Here is a 20,600-nt window from a genome sequence, read left to right on the forward strand (position 1 = left end):
TCGTTCTTGCTACTTTGTCAGGTTCTTGGCTTCCCTGTTATTCCTGCTTCGGTACATAGGCGTAAGTTTAAGAAAATAAGGTAGAAAAGTCGTCATTGCGAGCCACCGTAGGTGGCGTGGCAATCCATCTCTAATCGCCTTTCTGGATTGCTTCGTCGACCTACGGTCTTCCTCGCAATGACGGTTTTTCAATTATTGTTTTCTTAAACTGATGCTTATGTGCTTCGGTGCGGAATCTAGACCCCGCACCGAAGCAGGGGTGACATAAAAAGTAAATTGTTTTGGTATTTATGAACAAATGGATCTATTATTTTGGTACTAAAGGTGGGGATGGTAATGCTCAAATGAAAGACGTGCTTGGCAGTAAAGGAGCTGGTCTTGCCGAGATGTCTAACTTAAATTTACCTATTCCTGATGGTTTTACTATTACTACAGAACTCTGTAATTATTTTTATAAAAATAATTACAGTTTGCCTGAGAATTTTAATAATGATTTAGTGATAGCTATTAAAAATTTAGAAAATTCTACTGGCAAGGTTTTTGGTGATCATAATAATCCATTATTATTATCCGTTCGCTCAGGTTCAAGAGCTTCGATGCCTGGTATGATGGATACTATACTTAATCTTGGGTATAATGATCAAGTTTGCGATGCACTATCAAATATTACTGGAAATGAGATTTTTGCTCTTGATAGCTATCGACGATTCTTAGAAATGTATGGATCAATGGTGCTATCAATTTCAAATGGTTTATTTAAAAATGCATTTGAGATGCATAAGGTTAAATGTAATATCTATCAAGAGAAAGAAATTACAGGAGATTTTTTAAGAATAATAGTTGAAGAGTTTAAAAAAATAATTTTTAATCATGGTGAAGAATCTCATGGTAAAGAATCACTTTTTGACCCATATAAACAATTAGAACAATCAATAAAAGCCGTATTAAAATCTTGGGCAGGGGATAGGGCGGTAACTTATAGAAAATTACACAATATACCCAATAACTGGGGTACGGCGATTAATGTCCAGTCAATGGTTTTTGGCAATCAAGGAAGTAATTCTGCTACAGGCGTAGTATTCTCGCGTTGTCCTGCAACTGGTGAAAATAAGCTTTTTGGTGAATATTTAGTAAATGCTCAAGGTGAGGATGTGGTATCAGGGACAAGAACCCCCAGCCCTATTACCAACGAGCATGATGTAGATTGTTCAATGCAAATAGTTATGCCACAAATATTTGAGCAATTACAAGAGATTTGTAAGAAGTTAGAGTTACATTACTTGGACGTACAAGATATTGAATTCACCGTACAAAACGGAGTTTTGTATATTTTGCAAACACGTACCGCCAAAAGAACAGCTTTAGCCAGCATTAAAATTGCTACGGATATGGTGCAAGAAGGGCTGATTTCTAAACAACAAGCAATAATGCGTATAGAGCCGGAATCGTTAACGCAGCTTTTACATACGGCTATTGATTATAGCAATACTCTAGACCATATCTCTAAAGGGCTACCAGCTTCTCCAGGGGCTGCTACTGGTATAGTAGTTTTTTCTCCTTATGATGCTGAGAAAATGTCGCATCACCATAAAGTGATTTTGGTACGCCATGATACTAGCCCTGAAGATATAAACGGTATGTATGTTTCAGCCGGTATTCTGACAGCCAGAGGTGGGATGACCTCTCATGCTGCGGTAGTTGCTAGAGGGTTAGGAAAACCATGTGTTTGCGGGGCAAATGATTTGGTAATAGATGAAAAAAAACAGATGTTTAAAATAGGTAATACTATCATCAACTATGGTGACTTAATAACTATAGATGGCGGAACTGGGAAAATTTTCTTAGGGGAGGTGCCATTGATTCAGCCTACTTTTACTAAGGAATTTCAAACAATTCTAGATTGGGCAGATGAATTTGCTACTTTAAAAGTTAGAGCCAATGCCGAAACTATTTTAGATGCAGGTGTTTCCCTAAAATTTGGGGCAAGCGGAATTGGCTTATGCAGAACAGAACATATGTTTTTTGACCATGATAAAATACCATTAGTACGAGAAATGATCATTGCTCCTGATCTAGAGAGAAGGAAACATGCGATTAGTAAATTATTGCCCTTACAAATTCAAGATTTTAAGGCATTATTTAAAATTATACAGGGTAAACCGATAAATATCAGATTGCTTGACCCGCCTCTACATGAATTCTTACCAACAACAGAGGATGATAAAAGAAACTTAGCAAAGGTGATGAATCTACCGTTAGCTGTTGTGGAGCAACGCTTGCATGCATTATATGAAGTAAACCCTATGCTTGGACATAGAGGATGTCGCCTCGGTATTTCTTATCCTGAGATTTATCAAATGCAAATAAGGGCAATTTTTACTGCTATCAGAGAGTTACAAGTTGAAGAAAATATCAATACTATTCTGGAGTTAATGATTCCTTTAATTAGTGATGTTAATGAACTGAAAATCTTAAAAATACACATACAAGATGTTATTACTAACATGGAAGATATTAACAAATGCAAGTTTGATTTTACTCTTGGTACGATGATTGAGCTACCAAGAGCAGCTTTAAAAGCTGGAGAGATTGCTGAAGAGCTAGATTATTTTAGTTTTGGTACTAATGATTTGACCCAAACAACATACGGCATTTCTCGAGATGATGTAGCCTCATTTTTCCCGGATTATTTGGAGAAAAAAATCTTTGCATTTGATCCTTTTAGTAAATTAGATGAGGAAGGGGTAGGGGAGTTAATAAAAATTGCTATAAAACGTGGTTTAAAGAGCAACCCTACATTAAAACTTGGCGTATGCGGAGAGCATGCTGGTAATCCTCATTCTATAGAGTTCTTTTATAGAGTTGGTTTGCATTATGTATCATGTTCACCATACCGCATCCCTATAGCAAGGGTTGCCGCAGCTCAGGCAACAATAAAAGCTGATGATTATATCTGACAATTTTTTAAATAATTTGCATATATCTATTAGTGTAGTTAATTTTTATGATATATTACGATATATGACATTGACTCCCTTGGCATTCCCGCTTCTTCCCTTTGTCATTCCCGCGTAGGCGGGAATCTAAGACCCCTGCTTACGCAGGGGTGACACTAAGTCGGGTAAGGGTGATATTTGTTATACGTAAGGTAAAATATAATCTAACTAACTATAAGTTAAGTGCTAATCTATGATTAATATACTCAATCGATTAAAAATGCAAGTTTTTATAAAAATGTTGCACAAGCTTATAGCGTATTTTTTGTATAAAAAAAATATTATTATCCTAATAGGAGATAAAGGTACATTTCTTTGTGCTTTGGTTCACGATAAAGTTGTAGGTAGTTTATTTGTCCCTGATAAAAAGCAAAATGAATTAGATTCCTATAAAGAATTTTTTGCTAAATTCAAGAAACATTATGTTTTCTTCTTATTAAGCGGTTCTGAATGTCAATTACGTCATGAGCTAGTACCTGTACTACATTCAATAGTAACAAACAATCCTGTGGAGAAGTTTATTGAAGAGTATTTTCCTGCAGATTATATAGTTGGTTATAGTGTTTATAACATCAATACCAAGCCTAGTGAGGTGTGGAATAGTTTGATTGTCTCTAGTCCTTATACTCCTCCTTTAAGTAAACTACTTGAAAATTTGCTGGCAAGTGATAGCAAAAAATTTGGTGGGATTTATTTTTTATCTTTAGAGTTGCAAACAATTATTGATAAAATTGTAAAAAATGTTGAGAATAATAAATATAGTGAATATTTACAAATTTTTGTATGTATTTTAAATAGCAGCGGCATTAAACTTGTTGTTAAACACCAAGGTAATATAATCTCAAAACAAACATTGGACTATCCAGCTGATAAGTCAGATTCATATATTCAGGGTATAATCGAACAAGAAGTGGAAGATTGTTTGATATCTTGTAAAAATTATATTGCTAATCTAGCCCTTAGAGTTTGTATAATTTTCATAGTAGACCAAAATTTAAAGTTGCTATTAGAACAATCCAATTTTGCTGGACATCCAGTAATATGTATAGTCAATTCAGGGGAATTGGATAATAAATTTTCAGATGGGATGATCGTTAAATTATTTAATGAACAAAAAAGCTTTCTAGCCTCTAATCAATATTTAGAATCGATAGCTAAACTCAATCTTATCAGCTCTTTAGTTTTTAAACCACTTATTACTATAATAATAATATTGATATTTGCCGCATCTATTATCAAAGTTAAAACCGTAGCAAATTACAAAAAGTTAGATATTTTAAATTCACATTATTTTAGTACTGAGCAGGATTATTATAATGTTAAGCAGACCTATCCATATCTTCAAAACGCTACTAATTTAGCTGATTTATACGTCTTTGAATCATTATTACAAATTCCAGCACCAATACCATTTGATTTGTTAGAAAAGTTTGTAACAAATTTACCACCTAGTATTCATATAGAAGAGGTTAAATGGCAAAGGTTGGATCTAGATAATACGTTATCATCCTCTAATCAGTATATAAAAATTGGAATATCATTGAGGCTTATAGTTAATGATATATTAGTCGAAGAGGCTACTAAATTTTTAGAACAAGAAATTGCAAATTTTAGTAAAATATTTAGCAATATGGATATTAAATTTACAATATTTACTGACCAAATATTAGATTTACCTAATAGAGTGGTAATACCGGCATCGGTTATTATTACTAAAAAGAAAGGGTAAAAGATGCTTAAAAATTTTATTATTCATCTAAAAAATGTTATATTTTTTAAGTTTGCTATATGTTGTTTGTGTATTTCTAGCATTTTATGGTTGCTGCAAAGTCTTAATAAAGATTATATGGAGTCGATTAGCAAGAATAACAATATTGCAGAATCCCTAGCTCAAGAAACGTTAAAGCTATATTCTATAATAAATTCAAAAAATAAAATACTAGAGACCTATGCAAGATATACGAAATTATTATCTATTTCTGCTAGACAAAGTTGTTTAGAGAGAGCAAGGTTAATAATGAAAATTGATAGTTTGTCAAAAAAATACAACCTAAATGAGCCGATTACTATATCGATTAAACAAGAATTCTTAAGTGGTATTAGATCAGATATGGGAACAAAGCAAGATACTATAAAGATAAAGAATTATGATGTTTACATAAGATTCTCTACTAAAGATTTTGTAACATTCTCGACAATCATAAAAGAAATATACTCTTGTATGCCGGAAAATACTATTGTACTATCTATAGACGTCAAAAAAGAAGATGTATTGGAGCCCAAGGTTATTTATAAACTATCAACAGAAAGAACCCCTGATGTGATTTTTACAAAACTCAACATGCGTATAAGAGAAATAACAACAAATAAATAAAATTATGAACATCTTCAACAGTACAAATATTTCTATATGCAGAAAAAGCATATGTGAAGAGTTAATTAATAATATAACAAAACAAACATGTTTAACACTTGCTAATGTCATAGCTATTGATTATGAAATTAGACTTAAATCAATACCTGAAATTAATGTGCATATAGGTAATTGCATTGGTAAATTACGAACTTTTTTTGGTCAAAAAGTTATTACTGATGATAGTTTTTCAACAGTATTAATGTTGTTTTCGGTAGCAATCTCTGCAGATGCAGTAGACTATCAGGATAGAGATAATATTCTAAACAAATCAGAAGATATAGTAGTTGATACACTAATAAATACAAATTTTGGTGATACAAATTCTGAAGAGAGGGGAGTAATCAAACAAGTGCTAAAAGGTTTGTTGGCAGCAAAAAATAATTATGAATTAACAAACTTTATTCAAGTTGAACCAGAAATATTTCGTACAACAGTAATGCATGCGGTAAAAAAATATCAACAGCCTAAAGAGGTAAGTGATAATGTTCAATTGGAAATTAATAGAATAGTAACTGTTGCAGCAAAACATAATAAGAAAATGGAAATATTTAAACAAGCAACTAGCAAAATTATAACTGCTATTAGTGTTTTAGCAGTTGGGGCGATTAGTGTTGCAACAGCCGGGGCTACATTTGCTTTTATGGTAGTCCCGGCTTCTATTCTAGCAATAGAATATGCTCCCAAAATAGGAGAGAAGATGGGGGGGATGATTCTTAGTGCTGATAAATCGATGAGTGAGGAAGAACAAAAAATTACTACTCTAAAAACTAATTTGTTAAAAAATAATAAAGAATTTTTGACCAAACAACAATCTGTAGAGCATAATGTTGCAAAGGAACATCTATTGAGTAGTGGGGTAAAGTCTGTAGTTAATCAAAAATATAGTACAATAAAGACTCAGCTACAGCCCAACTTGCCTAATAAAAGTTCTTTGCAAAATAGCAAGTCCTCAGGACATGTTAAACAAAGGTAATAATATGCTAGTAACTTGGATTCTCCTTATATTTGCCGGATTATTTGAAATAGGTTTTTCTATATCGTTGAAATTATCAGATGGGTTTACCAAAATAAAACCTATTATAGCTTTTATTGGCTTTTCAATATTAAGCTTTATTTGTCTTAGTAAAACTCTAGATAAGCTACCTCTTGGCACTGCTTATCTTCTATGGACTGGTATCGGAGCGGTAGGAACAGTCATAGTAGGAATAGTGTATTTTAATGAGCCATATTCTGCTATGCGAGTTTTCTTTATTAGTACTATGATAATTTCCATGATAGGTTTGAAGTTATCTTAACCCGTTTACCTTAGGTATAATCCATGGCAATTTATTGCTTCGTTGACCTATGGGCTTCCTAGCAATGACTTTGAGCAATATTACTTATAATAACTATGATCAGGCTTATTTACCCTAAATTTTGGCAAAGTAAAAATATTATTGCCTATTTATTATTACCATTAAGCTGGTTATATCTTTTTGCTAGTTATCTACGAAGGATCACAGCTCGCCCAATAATATTTCCTTGTAAAGTAATTTGCGTTGGTAATATAAGCATCGGGGGTACTGGTAAAACTCAAATAGTAATCTTCCTTGCTCAACTATTGAAAGCTATTAATATTGATTTTATAATTATCACTAAAGGTTATGGTAGTAATCTTCAAGAAGCATTGTTAGTTGAAGCACACCATACAGTAGCAGATGTCGGGGATGAAACAGTAATGCTGTTAAAATATGGTAAAGTCATTGCCGCAAAGAAAATTCAAGATATAGAGCCTTTTATAGAAAAGATTAAGCCAAAGGTGATTATAGTAGATGACTCGATGCAGAATCCTAATTTTCATAAGGATATTGTTATTCTGTCAGTTGATGCTAATAGATTATTTGGCAATGGGTTCTTAATTCCAGCTGGTCCTCTGCGTCAATACCCCAAACAAGCTATTGACAAAGCCGATATAGTTATTTCAGTAGGTTCTGATTCTTTTCTCTCATATAAGAAGTATCCATTTCTATACTCAAAGCAGAAGAGTATACAAGCTCAAATAGTTCCCTCTATAAATATCGACAAGACAAAAAATTATTTTGCCTTTAGTGGTATAGGAAATCCTGAAAGGTTTCTCTCTACATTAGAAAATTATGGATTGCAGTTAATCGGTCATAAGATTTTCCCTGATCATCATCAATATTCTGCAGAAGATTTAGAATATTTAAAAGAACAATCAAAAAAATCTAACTCTCTGCTAATAACCACTAGAAAAGATTACGTAAGAATATGCGATACTGATCTGTCCGTAATATGTTGCGATGTGCATTTATTATTAAATAATCAACAATTATTAGTAGATTTAATATATGAAAAAATTATTTAAAAATATTATATATTTACTTGAATATTTTTTTGTTTTAATAGTACTAAAAATACTAGGGGCATTGGGTATTGACAAATCTGTAAATATTTGTCGATCCTTAGCAAGGAAAATAGGTCCTTTGTTACCAGTTAATAAAGTTGCAAAAGAAAATATTCAAAATATTCTTGGCAATAATCTATACACAAATGAAGGATCCATAAATTCTCAAGCAATCGTTAATCAAGTATGGGATAATTTTGGCAGTTTTATAGGAGAATTTCCATATATTAATAAGATGTCAGAGGAAGAATTATCTAGACGAATAGAGATAAGTGGTCTTGAGAATATAATAGAATTCCAGAAATCACAGCAACCATTCTTATTCTTTACTGGACATTTTGCTAATTGGGATTTTGCTCTTAAAATTAGCAATAAATTTTATCATAAATTTGCTATTATCTACCGCAAATTAAATAATCCTTATGTTGACAAACTAATTAACGATACGCGTATAAGTAATGATATAAAGCTAATTCCCAAAGGAACACAAGGGGTAAGAGAGCTAATATCTGCTATTAAATCAGGATATGCAATTGGTATGCTGGTAGATCAAAAAATGAATAATGGTATTGAAGTACCATTTTTAGGGCAGCCAGCCATGACTGCTCAGGCAATTGCTAAAATTGCATTACAGTTCAGCTACCCAATTATACCATTACAAGTGGTTCGCACTAATAGTAATAACAGTTATTTTAAAATTATTATTCATCCGCCAATAAAATTACAAAAAACTAATAATAATCAAACAGATTGTTATAATATAATGGTTACTATTAACCAAATTTTAGGTAATTGGGTTAAAGAAAACCCAGGACAATGGTTCTGGTTTCATAATAGATGGAAGAAGAATAATAATAAATATTCTAAAAATGCATATTCCAAGATTAAGTAATTGCAATTACTTAATAAATATGTATACTCTCCTGCTTTGAAGAATTGATACCGCAAATATACCTGCGGAGATATTCGTCTGCACATTCCTTGTTTTACAGTTAAATGTGAGTCGTAGGTAAAACTTGCATTTTTATAAAAATTTAATAAAAAAATAATGTTATGATAAGGGTAACACCTCCTCAAAAAATTATATCTTTTGCTGAAAATAAATCTGACCTAGATAAAATTGCTCAATTTATTAAGGACGATTGGGCAATAGTAAAATTAATGCCATATGGTAATTATTTTATTGGCGTCATGGAAAAGATGCAGCATGACAATACCATAAATGCCCAAGGTCAAACTGTTTATATACCTCCAAGAAAAAAGATCATTTTTACTTAATTTTAAAGTGGCTTCTTGCAATGACGGTGTTATAGTCAATTCAGGGGAATTTGGGAATTTTGATCCCGCACCGAAGCAGGGATGAAACTAAGCCACAACTGTTGAAAGTTAGAAGGTGGAGCGGATTTTAGATAGCTTTTTCGTCATTGCGAGACCACGCAAGTAGGTAGTGGCAATCCATTTTTGGTTACTTTTGTGGATTGCTTCGTCGACCTGCGGTCTTCCTCGCAATGACTACTTTTCTAGCGGGAATCTAGTATATAGTCAATTGATGAGAAGTTGGGGACGTTGTCGCTCAATGCTCGCCTATTACTTATAGGCGTCGCTCCATCGCTCCTAGCCCCAAATTCTCCTGAATTGACTATAACTGCTCTATATCGTTAATAGAGACTTCTTGTTGATCAAAACCCTCAGGAGGGCTAGCAGCATCTTGCTTATTAATTCTTGCGTAATCCTGTGCTTCAGATTCTGACCTTGCGACAATTACTGTTATATTTGTGCTAAGATCAGCATGTAACCTAACCTCTACGACAAAGGCACCGGTTGATTTTATCGGCTTCTTAAGAATAATATTTAAATGTGATATTGACTGTGAAGAAGCCTTAGACAAACTTTCGGCAATTTCTTTATTATTCACTGACCCAAACAATCGGCCATCATCAGCAGACTGTCTAATAAATACTAATTCTTTATTACTTATAATAGTATTAATAGCTTCTGCCTCAGCTCTTATTTTTAGGTCTTTTTCCTCAAGATCATGTTTTTGAGTTTCTATGAGCTGTTTATTGAGTTCTGTTGCTCTAATTGCTAATTTTCTAGGGATAAGATAATTACGAGCAAAACCCCTTTTTACCTTAAGAATTTCTGCAATCTTCCCGAGCTTTCTTACGGGTTTAATTAAAATAACTTCCATTTTATTCCTCTGCTCAAACTTGAAACACAAAAGGCAATAATGCTAGAATTCTAGCAATTTTTATAGCATTTTTTAGTTTTCTTTGTTTTTTGGCACATACATTAGTGATTCGGCTAGGTAGCATTCTACCGCCTTCTGATACAAATTTTATTAACAAGTCAGGGTTCTTGTAATCAATTATTGGAGCATTAGCAACAGAAAGAGGGCAACCTTTACGTTTTCTAAAAAACACCCTTTTATTATTTTTATCAGCCATTTTAGTCATTGACTTAGAGTCAGTAGCATCATTTTCAAACATTTTAATCTTTTCCAATTTTATTACATTGAGTCTTTATTAATTGTTACATCCACTATTTCTTCATGATCTAAACTTTTGCTTCTTAGAATCGGTGAAGGTTCAGTGCTTATTGAGTCAACATTTATATTAATAAACCTAATAATATTTTCGCTTAGCTTCATTTTCCTTTCCATTTCAGTTATTACTGAAAAGTCAGTTTTAAGCCCCATAAAAACATAATGTCCTTTTTTGTTATTACCAATCTTATAGGCTAAACTTCTTAAACCCCAATATTCAGTTTTAACAACTTCACCATTACTATTTTCAACAATTTTAGTAAAATCATCGGTAATTTTATCTACATCAGCAGACGAAATATCTTGCCGTATGATAAAAACTGATTCGTAAAAAGCCATATATAAGAATCTCCAGCTACAAAATAAAGTTATTTATAACAACAAAAAACATTTAATTCAAGTGTTATCTTTACTACAAGGCATAATTAATGAATCTCTAAAATATCTCTAATAATTGCATAATTACAACCGTTTTCTACGGTCTGTAAACAAATAATTAAATTAGTAGACTTATGTTAATAAATTTAGTAGAAATTTATTAATTAATTCGATAATATTGCACTTTAAAAAGTTAAGTTTAATAATCATTACAATAATTTACAATAATGTAACATTAGACTCTTGCATAACTAAAGGATACTCTTTTGCTTTAGAATTGGTTTCACAAAACTTTGGATATTGATGTACTTATGCTTAATAGCTGTATACGTTGTCTTAACTCCACCTTTTGTTTATGCTCCAATTTTTCAAACCATTTGGATAGACAATACAAGAATTTAGTTATGCCTAAAATCTTCATTTAATTAAGTATTAGCATGTTTGATAAATTACCACCGAGAATTCTTGTTATAGAATCAACTAAAAGCGTCAACGCTTCTCTGTCTAACGTCATGGAGAGAGCGTGGTTTAACCTTATTAAGACTAATACAGTAGAAAAAGCAATAGTTCTTTCTGCTATTAATCCTCCTGATATAATTATTATTGACTCGATAGTACAAGATAAACTTGCTACAGAGATAGCAAGTAAAATAAGAGAAATTGATGATTTAGTGAGAGTTCCAATAATTTTTTTGTTACATCCAGGAGAATCTCTGTCTGGCTACGCTTTAGAAGATAGCAACTTTGTCGCTTGTCTCATTAAACCATTCACATCAGATCAATTAATGCTCTTAATAAGATCTTTATTAAGACGCTCTAATTTAATTCTACAAGATAAAGTTATAAAGTATAAAGAAGTAAGTATGGATCTTACCACTTATAAAGTAACTAATAACGGTAGGGTAATTCGTTTAGGGCCAACAGAATTTAAGATTTTACAACTTTTCATAAAATCCCCTAAAGTAATATTTTCTCGTCAAGATATTGTAAACAAAGTGTGGGGAAAGGATGCGGTTATTGACTTACGTACTATTGATGTACATATAAATAGAATAAGAGCATCTCTAAATAACAAAAACTCTGAAGTATTTATAAAAACTGTTCGTTCCACAGGGTATTGCCTTGATTTACCAGATATTCAAGATTAAAGTAAGAAATTATCAAAAATTTCTTATATAATTCTTGCAAAAGATATACAACTTGCAATTTTAAAAATTTGGTGTAATGTTCTGAATATTTTAATATATAAAGTACAAACCAATAGATTAGTTGTTATGAAATCAGATAAAATTAAAAACACCCTCATTATACCATTATACATTATTATATTAATTATTGCAATACCGATACTAAGCGAAACTATTTATACTCCCTCACTTCCTAGCTTAGCCAAAGATTTAGCAATTAGTGCTAATTTAGCTGAATATACCCTTACTATTTATTTGTTTGGTTTTGCTGTTGGGGTGTTACTATGGGGTAACTTATCTGATTCTTATGGACGTAAGCCTTGTCTACTTATAGGATTTTTAATTTATGCCTTATCATGCTACATTTGTTATCTATCAGATAATATAAATATGTTACTAGCTGCAAGATTTATGCAAGCTTTTGGGGCTAGTGTTGGGTCAGTATTAGGACAAACCATAGTTAGAGATGCAATAAACCCGCAAGATCGTGGCAGGATATTCTCAACTATAGGTATTGCTATAGCTTTTGCTCCTGCTATAGGACCAATTATCGGTAGTTTGGTAATAAAATTTTATCATTGGTCAGCTGTATTTCTTGTATTAATCGTAATGGCAATATTAATTATGTTGTTAGTATCAGCTAAACTTCCAGAAACTAACCAAAATCTAGAGGCTAAACGCTCGATTATTATATTGTATCAAGAATGTTTTAATAAAATGATCAGAGATATAAGATTGCTCGGTTTCGTATTTTTAATTGGAGCAGTAAATGGTATTGGATTTGGCTATTTTGCTGAAGCACCTTTTTATTTTATCTCAGGACTAAATATGGCAGCTTCATCATTTGGTATGATAGCATTATTTTTATGTATTCCTTCAATTTTAGGTGGGATTATATCTAAAAGGATGCACAAATTGCAAATAACATCTGACAATATTCTTTTTGTAGGTGTTAAGCTTATGTGCTTAGGAGCTCTGCTATTCTTTTCATCTAGCTATTTTAGTTTAATTAATAAAGATGATGTAATCTGCTCTGTATTCCAAACTTTATTATGGATGGGCATGATTAACACTGGTGCCATGATGGTAATGACCAATTGCTTTAGCCAAGCTTTGGAAAATTATGGTCAATTTGCTGGTACTGCTGCCTCACTTTTTGGTTTTATGTATTATGTAATTATCGCAGGTTTCACAATGCTAATGGGATATATGCATGACGGAACATTGATACAATTACCATTATTTATACTGATCATTGCAATTAGTATGATGTTAGTATTTTATATTGCCATTAATAAGAAACAGATATCAGGATAGTTAGTTATAAATAAAAAATATAGGATTGTTTATTTGAAACAGGATAGTACACAAAGGCTGGCAAAAGCTATTAGTAATGCAGGAGTATGTTCAAGGCGTGCTGCAGAGCTGCTTATCAAAAATAGTGAAGTAAAGGTAAATGGGGTGATCATCGATTCACCTGCCACCCTGGTTGATAATACTAGCATTATTGAAGTATCAGGAAAACTAATAAATCAACAACAAACTCCGCGTTTATGGACATATTACAAACCTGTTGGCTTAATTACCTCACATAAAGATAATTATGGTAGAGAAACTGTCTTTGAAAATCTGGTATTACAGAATCTGCCTAGGGTAATTTCAATCGGGCGATTAGATATAAATAGTGAAGGATTACTATTACTTACCAATAATGGTGACTTAGCAAGGAAGTTTGAGTTACCATCAAGTAAACTTGAACGTATATATAAAGTCAGAGCACACGGTAACCCAAGCTCATTGCTTAAAAATTATAAGAATATAGAGATTGATCAAATACGTTATGATCCTAAATTAATTAAATTAATAAAATCAGGAAAAACTAATTGTTGGTTTGAAGTAATTTTAACTGAAGGAAAAAATCGTGAAATTAGGAAGATATTTGAATATTTTGGTTTAAGTGTTAACCGGTTAATTAGAATTAGTTATGGGGGATTTATATTAGGTGATTTGCAACCAAATCAGTATAAAGAAATGCCATTTGAGGAATTTAAGAAATTTTTATGATACGAATTATCGCCGGCAAGCATAAAAATCGGATAATATCCACCTTAAAAAACTCTAATTATCGTCCTTCCACCGGCAAAATTCGAGAAGCGATTTTTAGTATATTAACTTCAGGAGAATTTAGTGATGGTAGGTTATTTACCAAGGAGTCTAAGGTTCTCGATTTATTTGCCGGCACTGGTAGCCTAGCTTTTGAAAGTTGTTCTAGAGGGGCAGGGGATATTACAGTAATTGATATAAATGCTGATTATTTGCGGGCAGCAAAAGCATTTGCTAGTAAAATAGGTGAAATGGATAAAATGACTTTCCTAAATATCAATGCTACAGCTTTGCCAAAATGTAAAAATAGCTTTGATCTAATTTTTATTGATCCACCATACTATCAAAATCTTGTATCAAAGGCAGTAAATGCTTTGAAAAAAGGTCAATGGTTAAAAGATGGAACAATTATTGTCGTTGAATTTGCTAAAAATGAGCATCTTACAGACGATTCTTTAGAAATGGTTAAAGAGAAAATATATGGTGATAGTAAATTGCTTATTTTACGATCCTAACTTAAACGTCATCGTGAGAATGCTATAAATAAGTAGTAATGACGTTTTTATGCTGTTATAAAAATTATAGGGTATGCTTTTCTTAAACTAACGTACTAAAATGATTTTTGTGGTAATATTATCAGCTACTTTTAACCAAATTTTATCAGTAGTATAAATCTCCATGTTATAATAGCAACCAGTTGCTATACATGCTCTGTCACCTAAAGATAGACCATAATCCTTTGTTAATCGACTTAACTTACCGGTCTTGATAGCTATATTTTCGCAAAATGGTATGATTTCTGGTACTATATCTGCTACGATTATATCAATTTCATTTTCTGCTATATTAGACCTAGTCAGGACAGAAACTAATTCACTTAAATTAATTGATGCTATACTACTACTTGCGATAACATCCTCTAATATTTTATAACCTGGTTCTTTTTTTAATAAGGCAATGATTGCTGATGTGTAAATATTTTTTTGTCTTGATCAAAGGTTTAGAACCTGTTGACATCTTCACTTCTCATAATTTCCAACTCTTTTTGCAAGTCAATATCCTTGTATTTACTTAAAATATTTCTGGCTCTTTCTACATTAGCATGAAAAGTTAAAACTATTAATTCAAAATCTTTATATTTAATAGAAACTTCATCACCTGCTTTAAGTTGTAGCTTTTTTCTAATCTTAGCTGGGATAGCAAGTCTGCCATTGCTATCTATATAACTTTTTAGTGCTGTCATGATATATACCTATAATATTAAGATTAATATAAATCTACAACTATATACAGTTTAGCTAAAATTATAAAAATGGTCAATTTAATAAATAATTGAATCATAAAAATATTATGTTGACTATAGATATGAATAAAACAGGAGATATATAAATTAGCAGCAAAATATTAGAGGTTTGATGACTTAAAATCCGCATCCTCGTAACTGGAGTGAAAATTCATCAGGTAAGATAATTTTCCTTAGTGATTTTTTTATTTGTAGTTCTCATAAAGAAACAACCAGATTTTAATCCCTAACCATAAAAATTTTATTTGGAATATATTATGACCTAACTCTTTATTTTTGAATTTATAATTGCTGTTATAAAATACGTTTATTTGCTTTCTCATCCCCAGGTAATATATAACTAGCTCCTTTCCAACTTGATGAAAAATCAAATTCTCTATATGGCTGATCGAGCTTAACTGGCTCATATACTACTTTTGCTAGAGTTTCATCATATTTAACTTGTACGTACCCAGTTAATGGGAAATCTTTTCTAAGAGGATGACCAACAAAATCATAGTCTGTTAGAATACGGCGAATATCATGGCTCCCAGCAAAATTTACCCCAAACATATCATATGCTTCACGCTCATACCAGCAGGCAGCACTAAAGATTTTGGTAATTGAAGGAATTATGTCATTTTCTCCAACCTCAACTTTGACTAGTATACGTTTATTTAATTTAAGACTTAGTAAATTATACACTACTTCAAACCGTTTCAAACGGTCTAAAAAATCAGCAGCAAATAAATCTGTCAACACGGTAAAACGTAAATTCTCAGATTGCTTAATTGACGATAAAAATGGCAACAAGCTTTCTATAGTAGATTTATAAGCAGCAAAATGTATATTTGAACCATTTGACTGTACAGGTAACACAGCTATTTCAAGCCCTTGATTTTTTATCAATTTATCAATAATCTCTTCCATATTATACACTAGCACTCTTAAATCTAGTAGTTCTTTTAATTTTCCTTTGTAATTGCATTAAGCCATAAATCAAAGCCTCAGCCGTCGGAGGACAACCTGGTACATATACGTCTACTGGTACTATTTGATCACAGCCACGCACTACTGAGTAGGAATAATGATAATAGCCACCACCATTGGCACAGCTTCCCATTGATAGAACCCATTTAGGTTCAGTCATCTGGTCATAAACTTTTCTAAGAGCCGGAGCCATCTTATTGGTTAAGGTTCCTGCAACTATCATTAAATCAGATTGACGGGGGCTTGGTCTAAACAACATACCAAAACGATCCATATCATAACGGCTGGAAGCAGCTTGCATCATTTCTACTGCACAGCAGGCAAGACCAAAGCTCATAGGCCAAAGTGAATTAGCTCTAGCCCAGCCTAGCAAATCATCAAGTTTAGTTATCAAGAATCCTCGATTTGAGATTTCTTCTGCAAGTAGCTTGTCTTGATCATATAAATCTATTTCTGCTTTCATGTAATTACTCCCAATCTAATGCTCCTTTTTTCCATTCATATATAAAACCAACAGTAAGTACAAATAAGAAAAACATCATTGAAAAAAAACCAAATTTACCAATTTTCCCAAGCGTAATAGCCCATGGTATCAAAAAAGTTACTTCTAAATCAAAAATAATAAATAAAATAGCTACTAGGTAAAAACGTACATCAAATTTGCTCCTAGCATCACCGAAAGGGTCAAATCCGCATTCATAACTATCCAGCTTAGCCTTATTATATTTCCGAGGACTCAAAAGCCTCGGTAATGTAACTATTATCAACGACAAAACTGATGCTATAGCAAAAAATACCACTATAGGCAAATATTCTTGTAATATGTGCGATGTTTCCAACATTAGTAATTACCTTAAAAAATATATCTTCTAACTTTCAACAGTTGGAACCTCACGTCCTCAAGCCGTCATTGCGAGGAGCCGCTAAAAGCGGCGACGCGGCAATCCATAAAAGTAAATAGAAATGGATTGCTTTGCTCTAGGAGATTTTTGTTATTGTAGGCAGTCTCTCCTAGGGGTTAGTTCTAAAGCTTAATACGGTTTAAATGCTTCATTAAACACGCATACTATTTTTTTGCCATGACGTATTGACAATTTGTGAAATACCTGTTCAATAATCACCATATTAGCATTATCTTGAGCAAGTCGATAATTTACCATCGATTCTCTAAGAGCTTCATCAACTGCAAAAATAGCTGGTAACTCAGCATTTTTATCTCTAAATTGTAAGTAAGTATACACTCCATCATCAAAAATTCTAATTGGGGCAATTGATTCATTACCACTTATCGAATAATTAAAATTATATTTCTCCGGATGAGATAAATCAAGGTTAGCTGAGGATGTAACATAAGTTTGCAAATAATCTCCTGAATTTTCATCATCAGGATAGATAAATCTTAAATTAAAAACCATTTCTGGATCTCTCATGTCCGAAGCTTCTGCAGCATATAGTTCAAAAAAGTAAGTTCGCTTGTTAGTAATAATCGTCATATTCGTTGTAGCATCTTGTTCCATTGGCTTAATGAAAATCCTATGACCGGCTGGTACTATTTGCCAAGAAGTAGTATCCCCCATGGAAATACTAACTATTTCCTCCTCTTTTGCTAGCTCTATACTAGCTTGATAACCGTAGTATCCGGTGAATTTAAATACATCATCGGGACTATACACCATTACCCTAATTCTGCTATCGATCGGCAATGGTCTAGATTCTCTAACAGCTAAAGCAGTATTTACAGAAAATACTACCACAAACAATATTATTAATCGCTTCATTTTATTTCTTACTTTTATCTTCTATTAATTTAAGTTTGTAACCAGTAACCACAAAATTAAAATTTGAGTTAGGAGGTAAATGGATATTAATGGCATCTATTTCAAAATTTATTGTCGCTTGCCAAACCATATTTTCCAAAATATCATTAGCAGAATTTTTTGCCACCGATGTAAATATAACCTCAGCCTTATTATTCTTATGATAAACCACTGATAATATATTAACAGAACGCCTTAAAGACCTTTGGTAACGCATAACTGGTGACAATGAATTGTCAATATTCATAAAATTGGCAAATTGTCTAAATATTATACGTGTAGAACTATTCTGAATAAACATAAATTGAGGACGAAGAAAATCATAATCATAAGATTCTCTGTGTATCACATAATTTTTAATCATAATATCTGCAATAGAATTAATTGCATTACTTTTTATATGATTAGCGTTAGTTATTGTTGCACTCTTTAGAGATTCAGCACTAATTGCGTATCTTACCTGACGAACTGTTGGTAATAAACTGTTAACACTAACCACTACACCTAGAAATAATGCCAAGAAAACTACCGTAAATATCAGCAAAAATGATCTGTGTACAAGCGGATATAAATATTCAAAATTATACCATCTTCTAGCATCAACAAAATATTCCCCGGACTTAATATATTCTTGAACAGAGCTTGATACCTTATCCATTAGCCTAAAATAATTGATTATCTTACTTAGTATTAGATTCTAGCACATATTAACAAAGAAGTTATTATTTTTTTATAGCTACTCCGAAAAAATTTGATTATATAGTGTTGAGGTTACTGATTGACATTAACCATGATTTATATAATATAGTAACCTGTACATAAGAAAGGGTTACTATATGTCTAATGAACATCAGCCACATGATACTATAGTCAATTTAGGAGAATTAGATAGCAGGAAAGATGGAGCGACGCCTATAAGTAATATGCGAGCATTGAGCGACGACGTCACCAACTTCTCATCAATTGACTATAATTCCCTAATTACTATTGCAAGGGCTAGTGCTTTGTTAGGAGTATCGTTTGATACTATCAGAAAGTGGGAAAAAAAAGGGCTTGTAAAAGCATACAGAAATAAAAATAAACACCGTTTTTTTCAATCTGAAGAATTACAGAGACTAAAATCAAAATTATCCGGGAATAATAATATAGGATTCAAAATATTACAATCAGAAAGAAAAACCAATTTTCAAGTTTTAGAACTATTTGCTGGTGCCGGTGGTTTAGCTTTAGGATTGCATAATTCCGGTCTTAAAGGTTCTCTTTTTGTAGAAATAAATAAAAATGCAGCTGATACATTAAAAACTAATATGCCAAGCTGGCATGTTATTAATGATGATGTAATACCAAATCACTATCTAATTAACAAGATACTATCCAATTCCAAGCACATATAGATTTGACAATTGCAGGATTATTTTCATAATAATTACATGCTGTGATTAGTTGATTTTCTATAGCATTCATTGAATCAAAAGCTAGGTTATAAAAGAATTTTTCCCTCATATCATCCCATATATTTTCTTGTGGGTTTAATTGTGGGCTATATGGTGGCAAGTAAGCTAGTTTAATATTATTAGGTAATAATTCTTTATCGAGTTTATGTGCAGCAGCTCCATCGCATACTACTAAAAGAAAATTATCCTTATAACGCTTTGCCATTTCTTGTAGCATTAACATCATCCAATCTTGGTTCATTAAAGGCAAAATAAGGAAACAACTAGCACCGTCAAATGGACAAATTGCCCCATAAGTATAAGTATATTCACGAATAATTTGTTTCTTAAGTAAAGGCCTGATTCCAGCCGGAACCCAGCAACGCCTTAATGAATCTATACGACCAAAACGTGCCTCATCTTGGAAGAATATCTTTAATTCCTTGCCTTCAGTTGCTGCTGATACTCTTGCTTCTTTAACCATATCAGGCCACTTTTTTTAAAAGTTTCTACCGCATCCTTCTTTTGTTTAGGATGGTATGGTCTTGGTGCAATTTTACGCCACCCATGCCTATGAAGCAGCCTATAAGCTGTGTAACGTGCTATTTTACTACCAACCGTTTCCTCAAAAATCTTATGCACCTTGCTAATTTCTACTATCCCACCATTAACGGCATTCTGTTCTATCTTTTTAAGCATCTCACGTTCTTGCTCTTGAGTTAGATAACTTCTGTATCTCCCACCTTTCTTCCTGCTACATAGTGCCTTTAAGCCTTTTTTCCGACATTGACTATGGGTTCTGTGAACATGACTTTCTGATAATCCTGTAACTTTAGCAATCAATGATGTCGGCATTTTTTCACTCACTCTTAGATAGATTGATTGATAACGTCTAAATTCTTCTTTAGTCTTTGCTTCATTCATTAATTGTTTCACTTCTTCTACATTAACTTCTAATACCTTATACCCTCTAGACATCTTAATTAACACTATACTATCTTAAATAACACACTATAGCATCTATATTATTAAATAGATAGTGATTTGGT

25 protein-coding genes are annotated in these 20,600 nt (G+C 32.2%); 13 read left to right on the forward strand and 12 right to left on the reverse strand.

What is annotated here, in order from left to right:
- Positions 1-290 precede the first annotated feature (290 nt).
- From ppdK to ACQH1V_RS06805, 8 genes are all read left to right on the forward strand, one after another.
- Positions 291-2,957: a pyruvate, phosphate dikinase gene (ppdK, locus tag ACQH1V_RS06770; protein WP_425360251.1), complete on the forward strand. Its 2,667-nt coding sequence runs from the start codon at positions 291-293 to the stop codon at positions 2,955-2,957.
- A gap of 232 nt (positions 2,958-3,189) precedes the next feature.
- Complete coding sequence (locus ACQH1V_RS06775; RefSeq protein ID WP_425360252.1) at positions 3,190-4,725, forward strand: hypothetical protein; 1,536 nt, start codon at positions 3,190-3,192, stop codon at positions 4,723-4,725.
- A 3-nt stretch (positions 4,726-4,728) separates the two neighbouring features.
- Complete coding sequence (locus tag ACQH1V_RS06780) at positions 4,729-5,370, forward strand: hypothetical protein (RefSeq protein WP_094648849.1); 642 nt, start codon at positions 4,729-4,731, stop codon at positions 5,368-5,370.
- A 4-nt stretch (positions 5,371-5,374) separates the two neighbouring features.
- Positions 5,375-6,385, forward strand: coding sequence for an RP853 family protein (locus ACQH1V_RS06785; protein WP_425360253.1), 1,011 nt, complete (start codon positions 5,375-5,377; stop codon positions 6,383-6,385).
- 4 nt (positions 6,386-6,389) lie between these two features.
- A complete protein-coding gene (locus ACQH1V_RS06790) occupies positions 6,390-6,707 on the forward strand; it encodes a DMT family transporter (RefSeq protein WP_094648854.1) in 318 nt (105 codons plus the stop codon).
- Positions 6,708-6,802: 95 nt separating this feature from the next.
- Entirely contained in the window at positions 6,803-7,777 is a 975-nt protein-coding gene (gene lpxK / locus ACQH1V_RS06795) for a tetraacyldisaccharide 4'-kinase (protein WP_425360254.1), read from the forward strand.
- Positions 7,761-8,708 carry a lipid A biosynthesis lauroyl acyltransferase gene (locus ACQH1V_RS06800; RefSeq protein ID WP_425360255.1) on the forward strand — a complete coding sequence of 316 codons (948 nt, stop codon included), beginning with the start codon at positions 7,761-7,763 and terminating at the stop codon, positions 8,706-8,708. Before lpxK ends, ACQH1V_RS06800 begins: the two co-directional genes overlap by 17 nt.
- Before the next feature lie 161 nt (positions 8,709-8,869).
- Positions 8,870-9,094, forward strand: coding sequence for a DUF2674 domain-containing protein (locus ACQH1V_RS06805; protein WP_425360256.1), 225 nt, complete (start codon positions 8,870-8,872; stop codon positions 9,092-9,094).
- A gap of 361 nt (positions 9,095-9,455) precedes the next feature.
- Here ACQH1V_RS06805 and rplI read toward each other — a convergent pair whose 3' ends face one another.
- The 3 genes from rplI to rpsF are packed head-to-tail and all read right to left on the reverse strand — an operon-like array spanning position 9,456 to position 10,700.
- Complete coding sequence (gene rplI, locus ACQH1V_RS06810) at positions 9,456-10,007, reverse strand: 50S ribosomal protein L9 (protein ID WP_341748894.1); 552 nt, start codon at positions 10,005-10,007, stop codon at positions 9,456-9,458.
- A 13-nt stretch (positions 10,008-10,020) separates the two neighbouring features.
- Entirely contained in the window at positions 10,021-10,305 is a 285-nt protein-coding gene (gene rpsR, locus ACQH1V_RS06815; RefSeq protein WP_094649700.1) for a 30S ribosomal protein S18, read from the reverse strand.
- 20 nt (positions 10,306-10,325) lie between these two features.
- Positions 10,326-10,700, reverse strand: coding sequence for a 30S ribosomal protein S6 (gene rpsF, locus ACQH1V_RS06820; protein WP_094649701.1), 375 nt, complete (start codon positions 10,698-10,700; stop codon positions 10,326-10,328).
- Between the two features lie 476 nt (positions 10,701-11,176).
- Between rpsF and ACQH1V_RS06825 the strand changes: the two genes are divergently transcribed.
- The 4 genes from ACQH1V_RS06825 (at position 11,177) to rsmD (ending at position 14,544) form a co-directional block, all read left to right on the forward strand.
- A complete protein-coding gene (locus ACQH1V_RS06825; RefSeq protein WP_094649702.1) occupies positions 11,177-11,887 on the forward strand; it encodes a winged helix-turn-helix domain-containing protein in 711 nt (236 codons plus the stop codon).
- Between the two features lie 126 nt (positions 11,888-12,013).
- Complete coding sequence (locus ACQH1V_RS06830; RefSeq protein ID WP_425360257.1) at positions 12,014-13,243, forward strand: multidrug effflux MFS transporter; 1,230 nt, start codon at positions 12,014-12,016, stop codon at positions 13,241-13,243.
- Positions 13,244-13,276: 33 nt separating this feature from the next.
- The gene (locus tag ACQH1V_RS06835) at positions 13,277-13,990 is read left to right on the forward strand and encodes a pseudouridine synthase (protein ID WP_341748897.1); all 714 of its coding nucleotides are present in this window, start codon (positions 13,277-13,279) and stop codon (positions 13,988-13,990) included.
- Positions 13,987-14,544, forward strand: a complete 558-nt coding sequence (gene rsmD / locus ACQH1V_RS06840; protein WP_425360258.1) for a 16S rRNA (guanine(966)-N(2))-methyltransferase RsmD — start codon at positions 13,987-13,989, stop codon at positions 14,542-14,544. The genes ACQH1V_RS06835 and rsmD overlap by 4 nt, the downstream gene beginning before the upstream one ends.
- Before the next feature lie 87 nt (positions 14,545-14,631).
- Here rsmD and ACQH1V_RS06845 read toward each other — a convergent pair whose 3' ends face one another.
- The 7 genes from ACQH1V_RS06845 to ACQH1V_RS06875 form a co-directional block, all read right to left on the reverse strand.
- Positions 14,632-15,006, reverse strand: a complete 375-nt coding sequence (locus ACQH1V_RS06845) for a type II toxin-antitoxin system VapC family toxin (RefSeq protein ID WP_425360902.1) — start codon at positions 15,004-15,006, stop codon at positions 14,632-14,634.
- Positions 15,007-15,029: 23 nt separating this feature from the next.
- Positions 15,030-15,272 carry an AbrB/MazE/SpoVT family DNA-binding domain-containing protein gene (locus ACQH1V_RS06850; RefSeq protein ID WP_425360259.1) on the reverse strand — a complete coding sequence of 81 codons (243 nt, stop codon included), beginning with the start codon at positions 15,270-15,272 and terminating at the stop codon, positions 15,030-15,032.
- A 354-nt stretch (positions 15,273-15,626) separates the two neighbouring features.
- Positions 15,627-16,241 (reverse strand): NADH-quinone oxidoreductase subunit C, encoded by a 615-nt coding sequence (locus ACQH1V_RS06855; RefSeq protein ID WP_094649374.1) that lies wholly within the window; start codon positions 16,239-16,241, stop codon positions 15,627-15,629.
- Position 16,242: 1 nt separating this feature from the next.
- Positions 16,243-16,764 (reverse strand): NuoB/complex I 20 kDa subunit family protein, encoded by a 522-nt coding sequence (locus ACQH1V_RS06860; RefSeq protein WP_341748900.1) that lies wholly within the window; start codon positions 16,762-16,764, stop codon positions 16,243-16,245.
- 4 nt (positions 16,765-16,768) lie between these two features.
- Positions 16,769-17,143 (reverse strand): NADH-quinone oxidoreductase subunit A, encoded by a 375-nt coding sequence (locus tag ACQH1V_RS06865; protein ID WP_094649372.1) that lies wholly within the window; start codon positions 17,141-17,143, stop codon positions 16,769-16,771.
- A 189-nt stretch (positions 17,144-17,332) separates the two neighbouring features.
- A complete protein-coding gene (gene virB9, locus ACQH1V_RS06870; protein ID WP_094649371.1) occupies positions 17,333-18,079 on the reverse strand; it encodes a P-type conjugative transfer protein VirB9 in 747 nt (248 codons plus the stop codon).
- A 1-nt stretch (position 18,080) separates the two neighbouring features.
- Positions 18,081-18,776 (reverse strand): VirB8/TrbF family protein, encoded by a 696-nt coding sequence (locus ACQH1V_RS06875; RefSeq protein ID WP_094649370.1) that lies wholly within the window; start codon positions 18,774-18,776, stop codon positions 18,081-18,083.
- Between the two features lie 178 nt (positions 18,777-18,954).
- Here ACQH1V_RS06875 and ACQH1V_RS06880 point away from each other — a divergent pair, with 178 nt between their 5' ends.
- A complete protein-coding gene (locus ACQH1V_RS06880) occupies positions 18,955-19,512 on the forward strand; it encodes a DNA cytosine methyltransferase (protein ID WP_425360260.1) in 558 nt (185 codons plus the stop codon).
- On the opposite strand, the gene ACQH1V_RS06885 is transcribed toward ACQH1V_RS06880, so the two are convergent.
- On the reverse strand, positions 19,478-20,035 hold the full coding sequence (locus tag ACQH1V_RS06885) for an IS630 family transposase (RefSeq protein WP_425360101.1): 558 nt from the start codon (positions 20,033-20,035) through the stop codon (positions 19,478-19,480). The two genes, ACQH1V_RS06880 and ACQH1V_RS06885, sit on opposite strands and share 35 nt — an antisense overlap.
- Entirely contained in the window at positions 19,987-20,529 is a 543-nt protein-coding gene (locus ACQH1V_RS06890; RefSeq protein WP_425360100.1) for a helix-turn-helix domain-containing protein, read from the reverse strand. The genes ACQH1V_RS06885 and ACQH1V_RS06890 overlap by 49 nt, the downstream gene beginning before the upstream one ends.
- Between the last annotated feature and the right edge of the window lie 71 nt (positions 20,530-20,600).

Origin of the sequence: Candidatus Tisiphia endosymbiont of Ceraclea dissimilis, assembly GCF_964030735.1 — a bacterium.
Classification (GTDB): domain Bacteria; phylum Pseudomonadota; class Alphaproteobacteria; order Rickettsiales; family Rickettsiaceae; genus Tisiphia.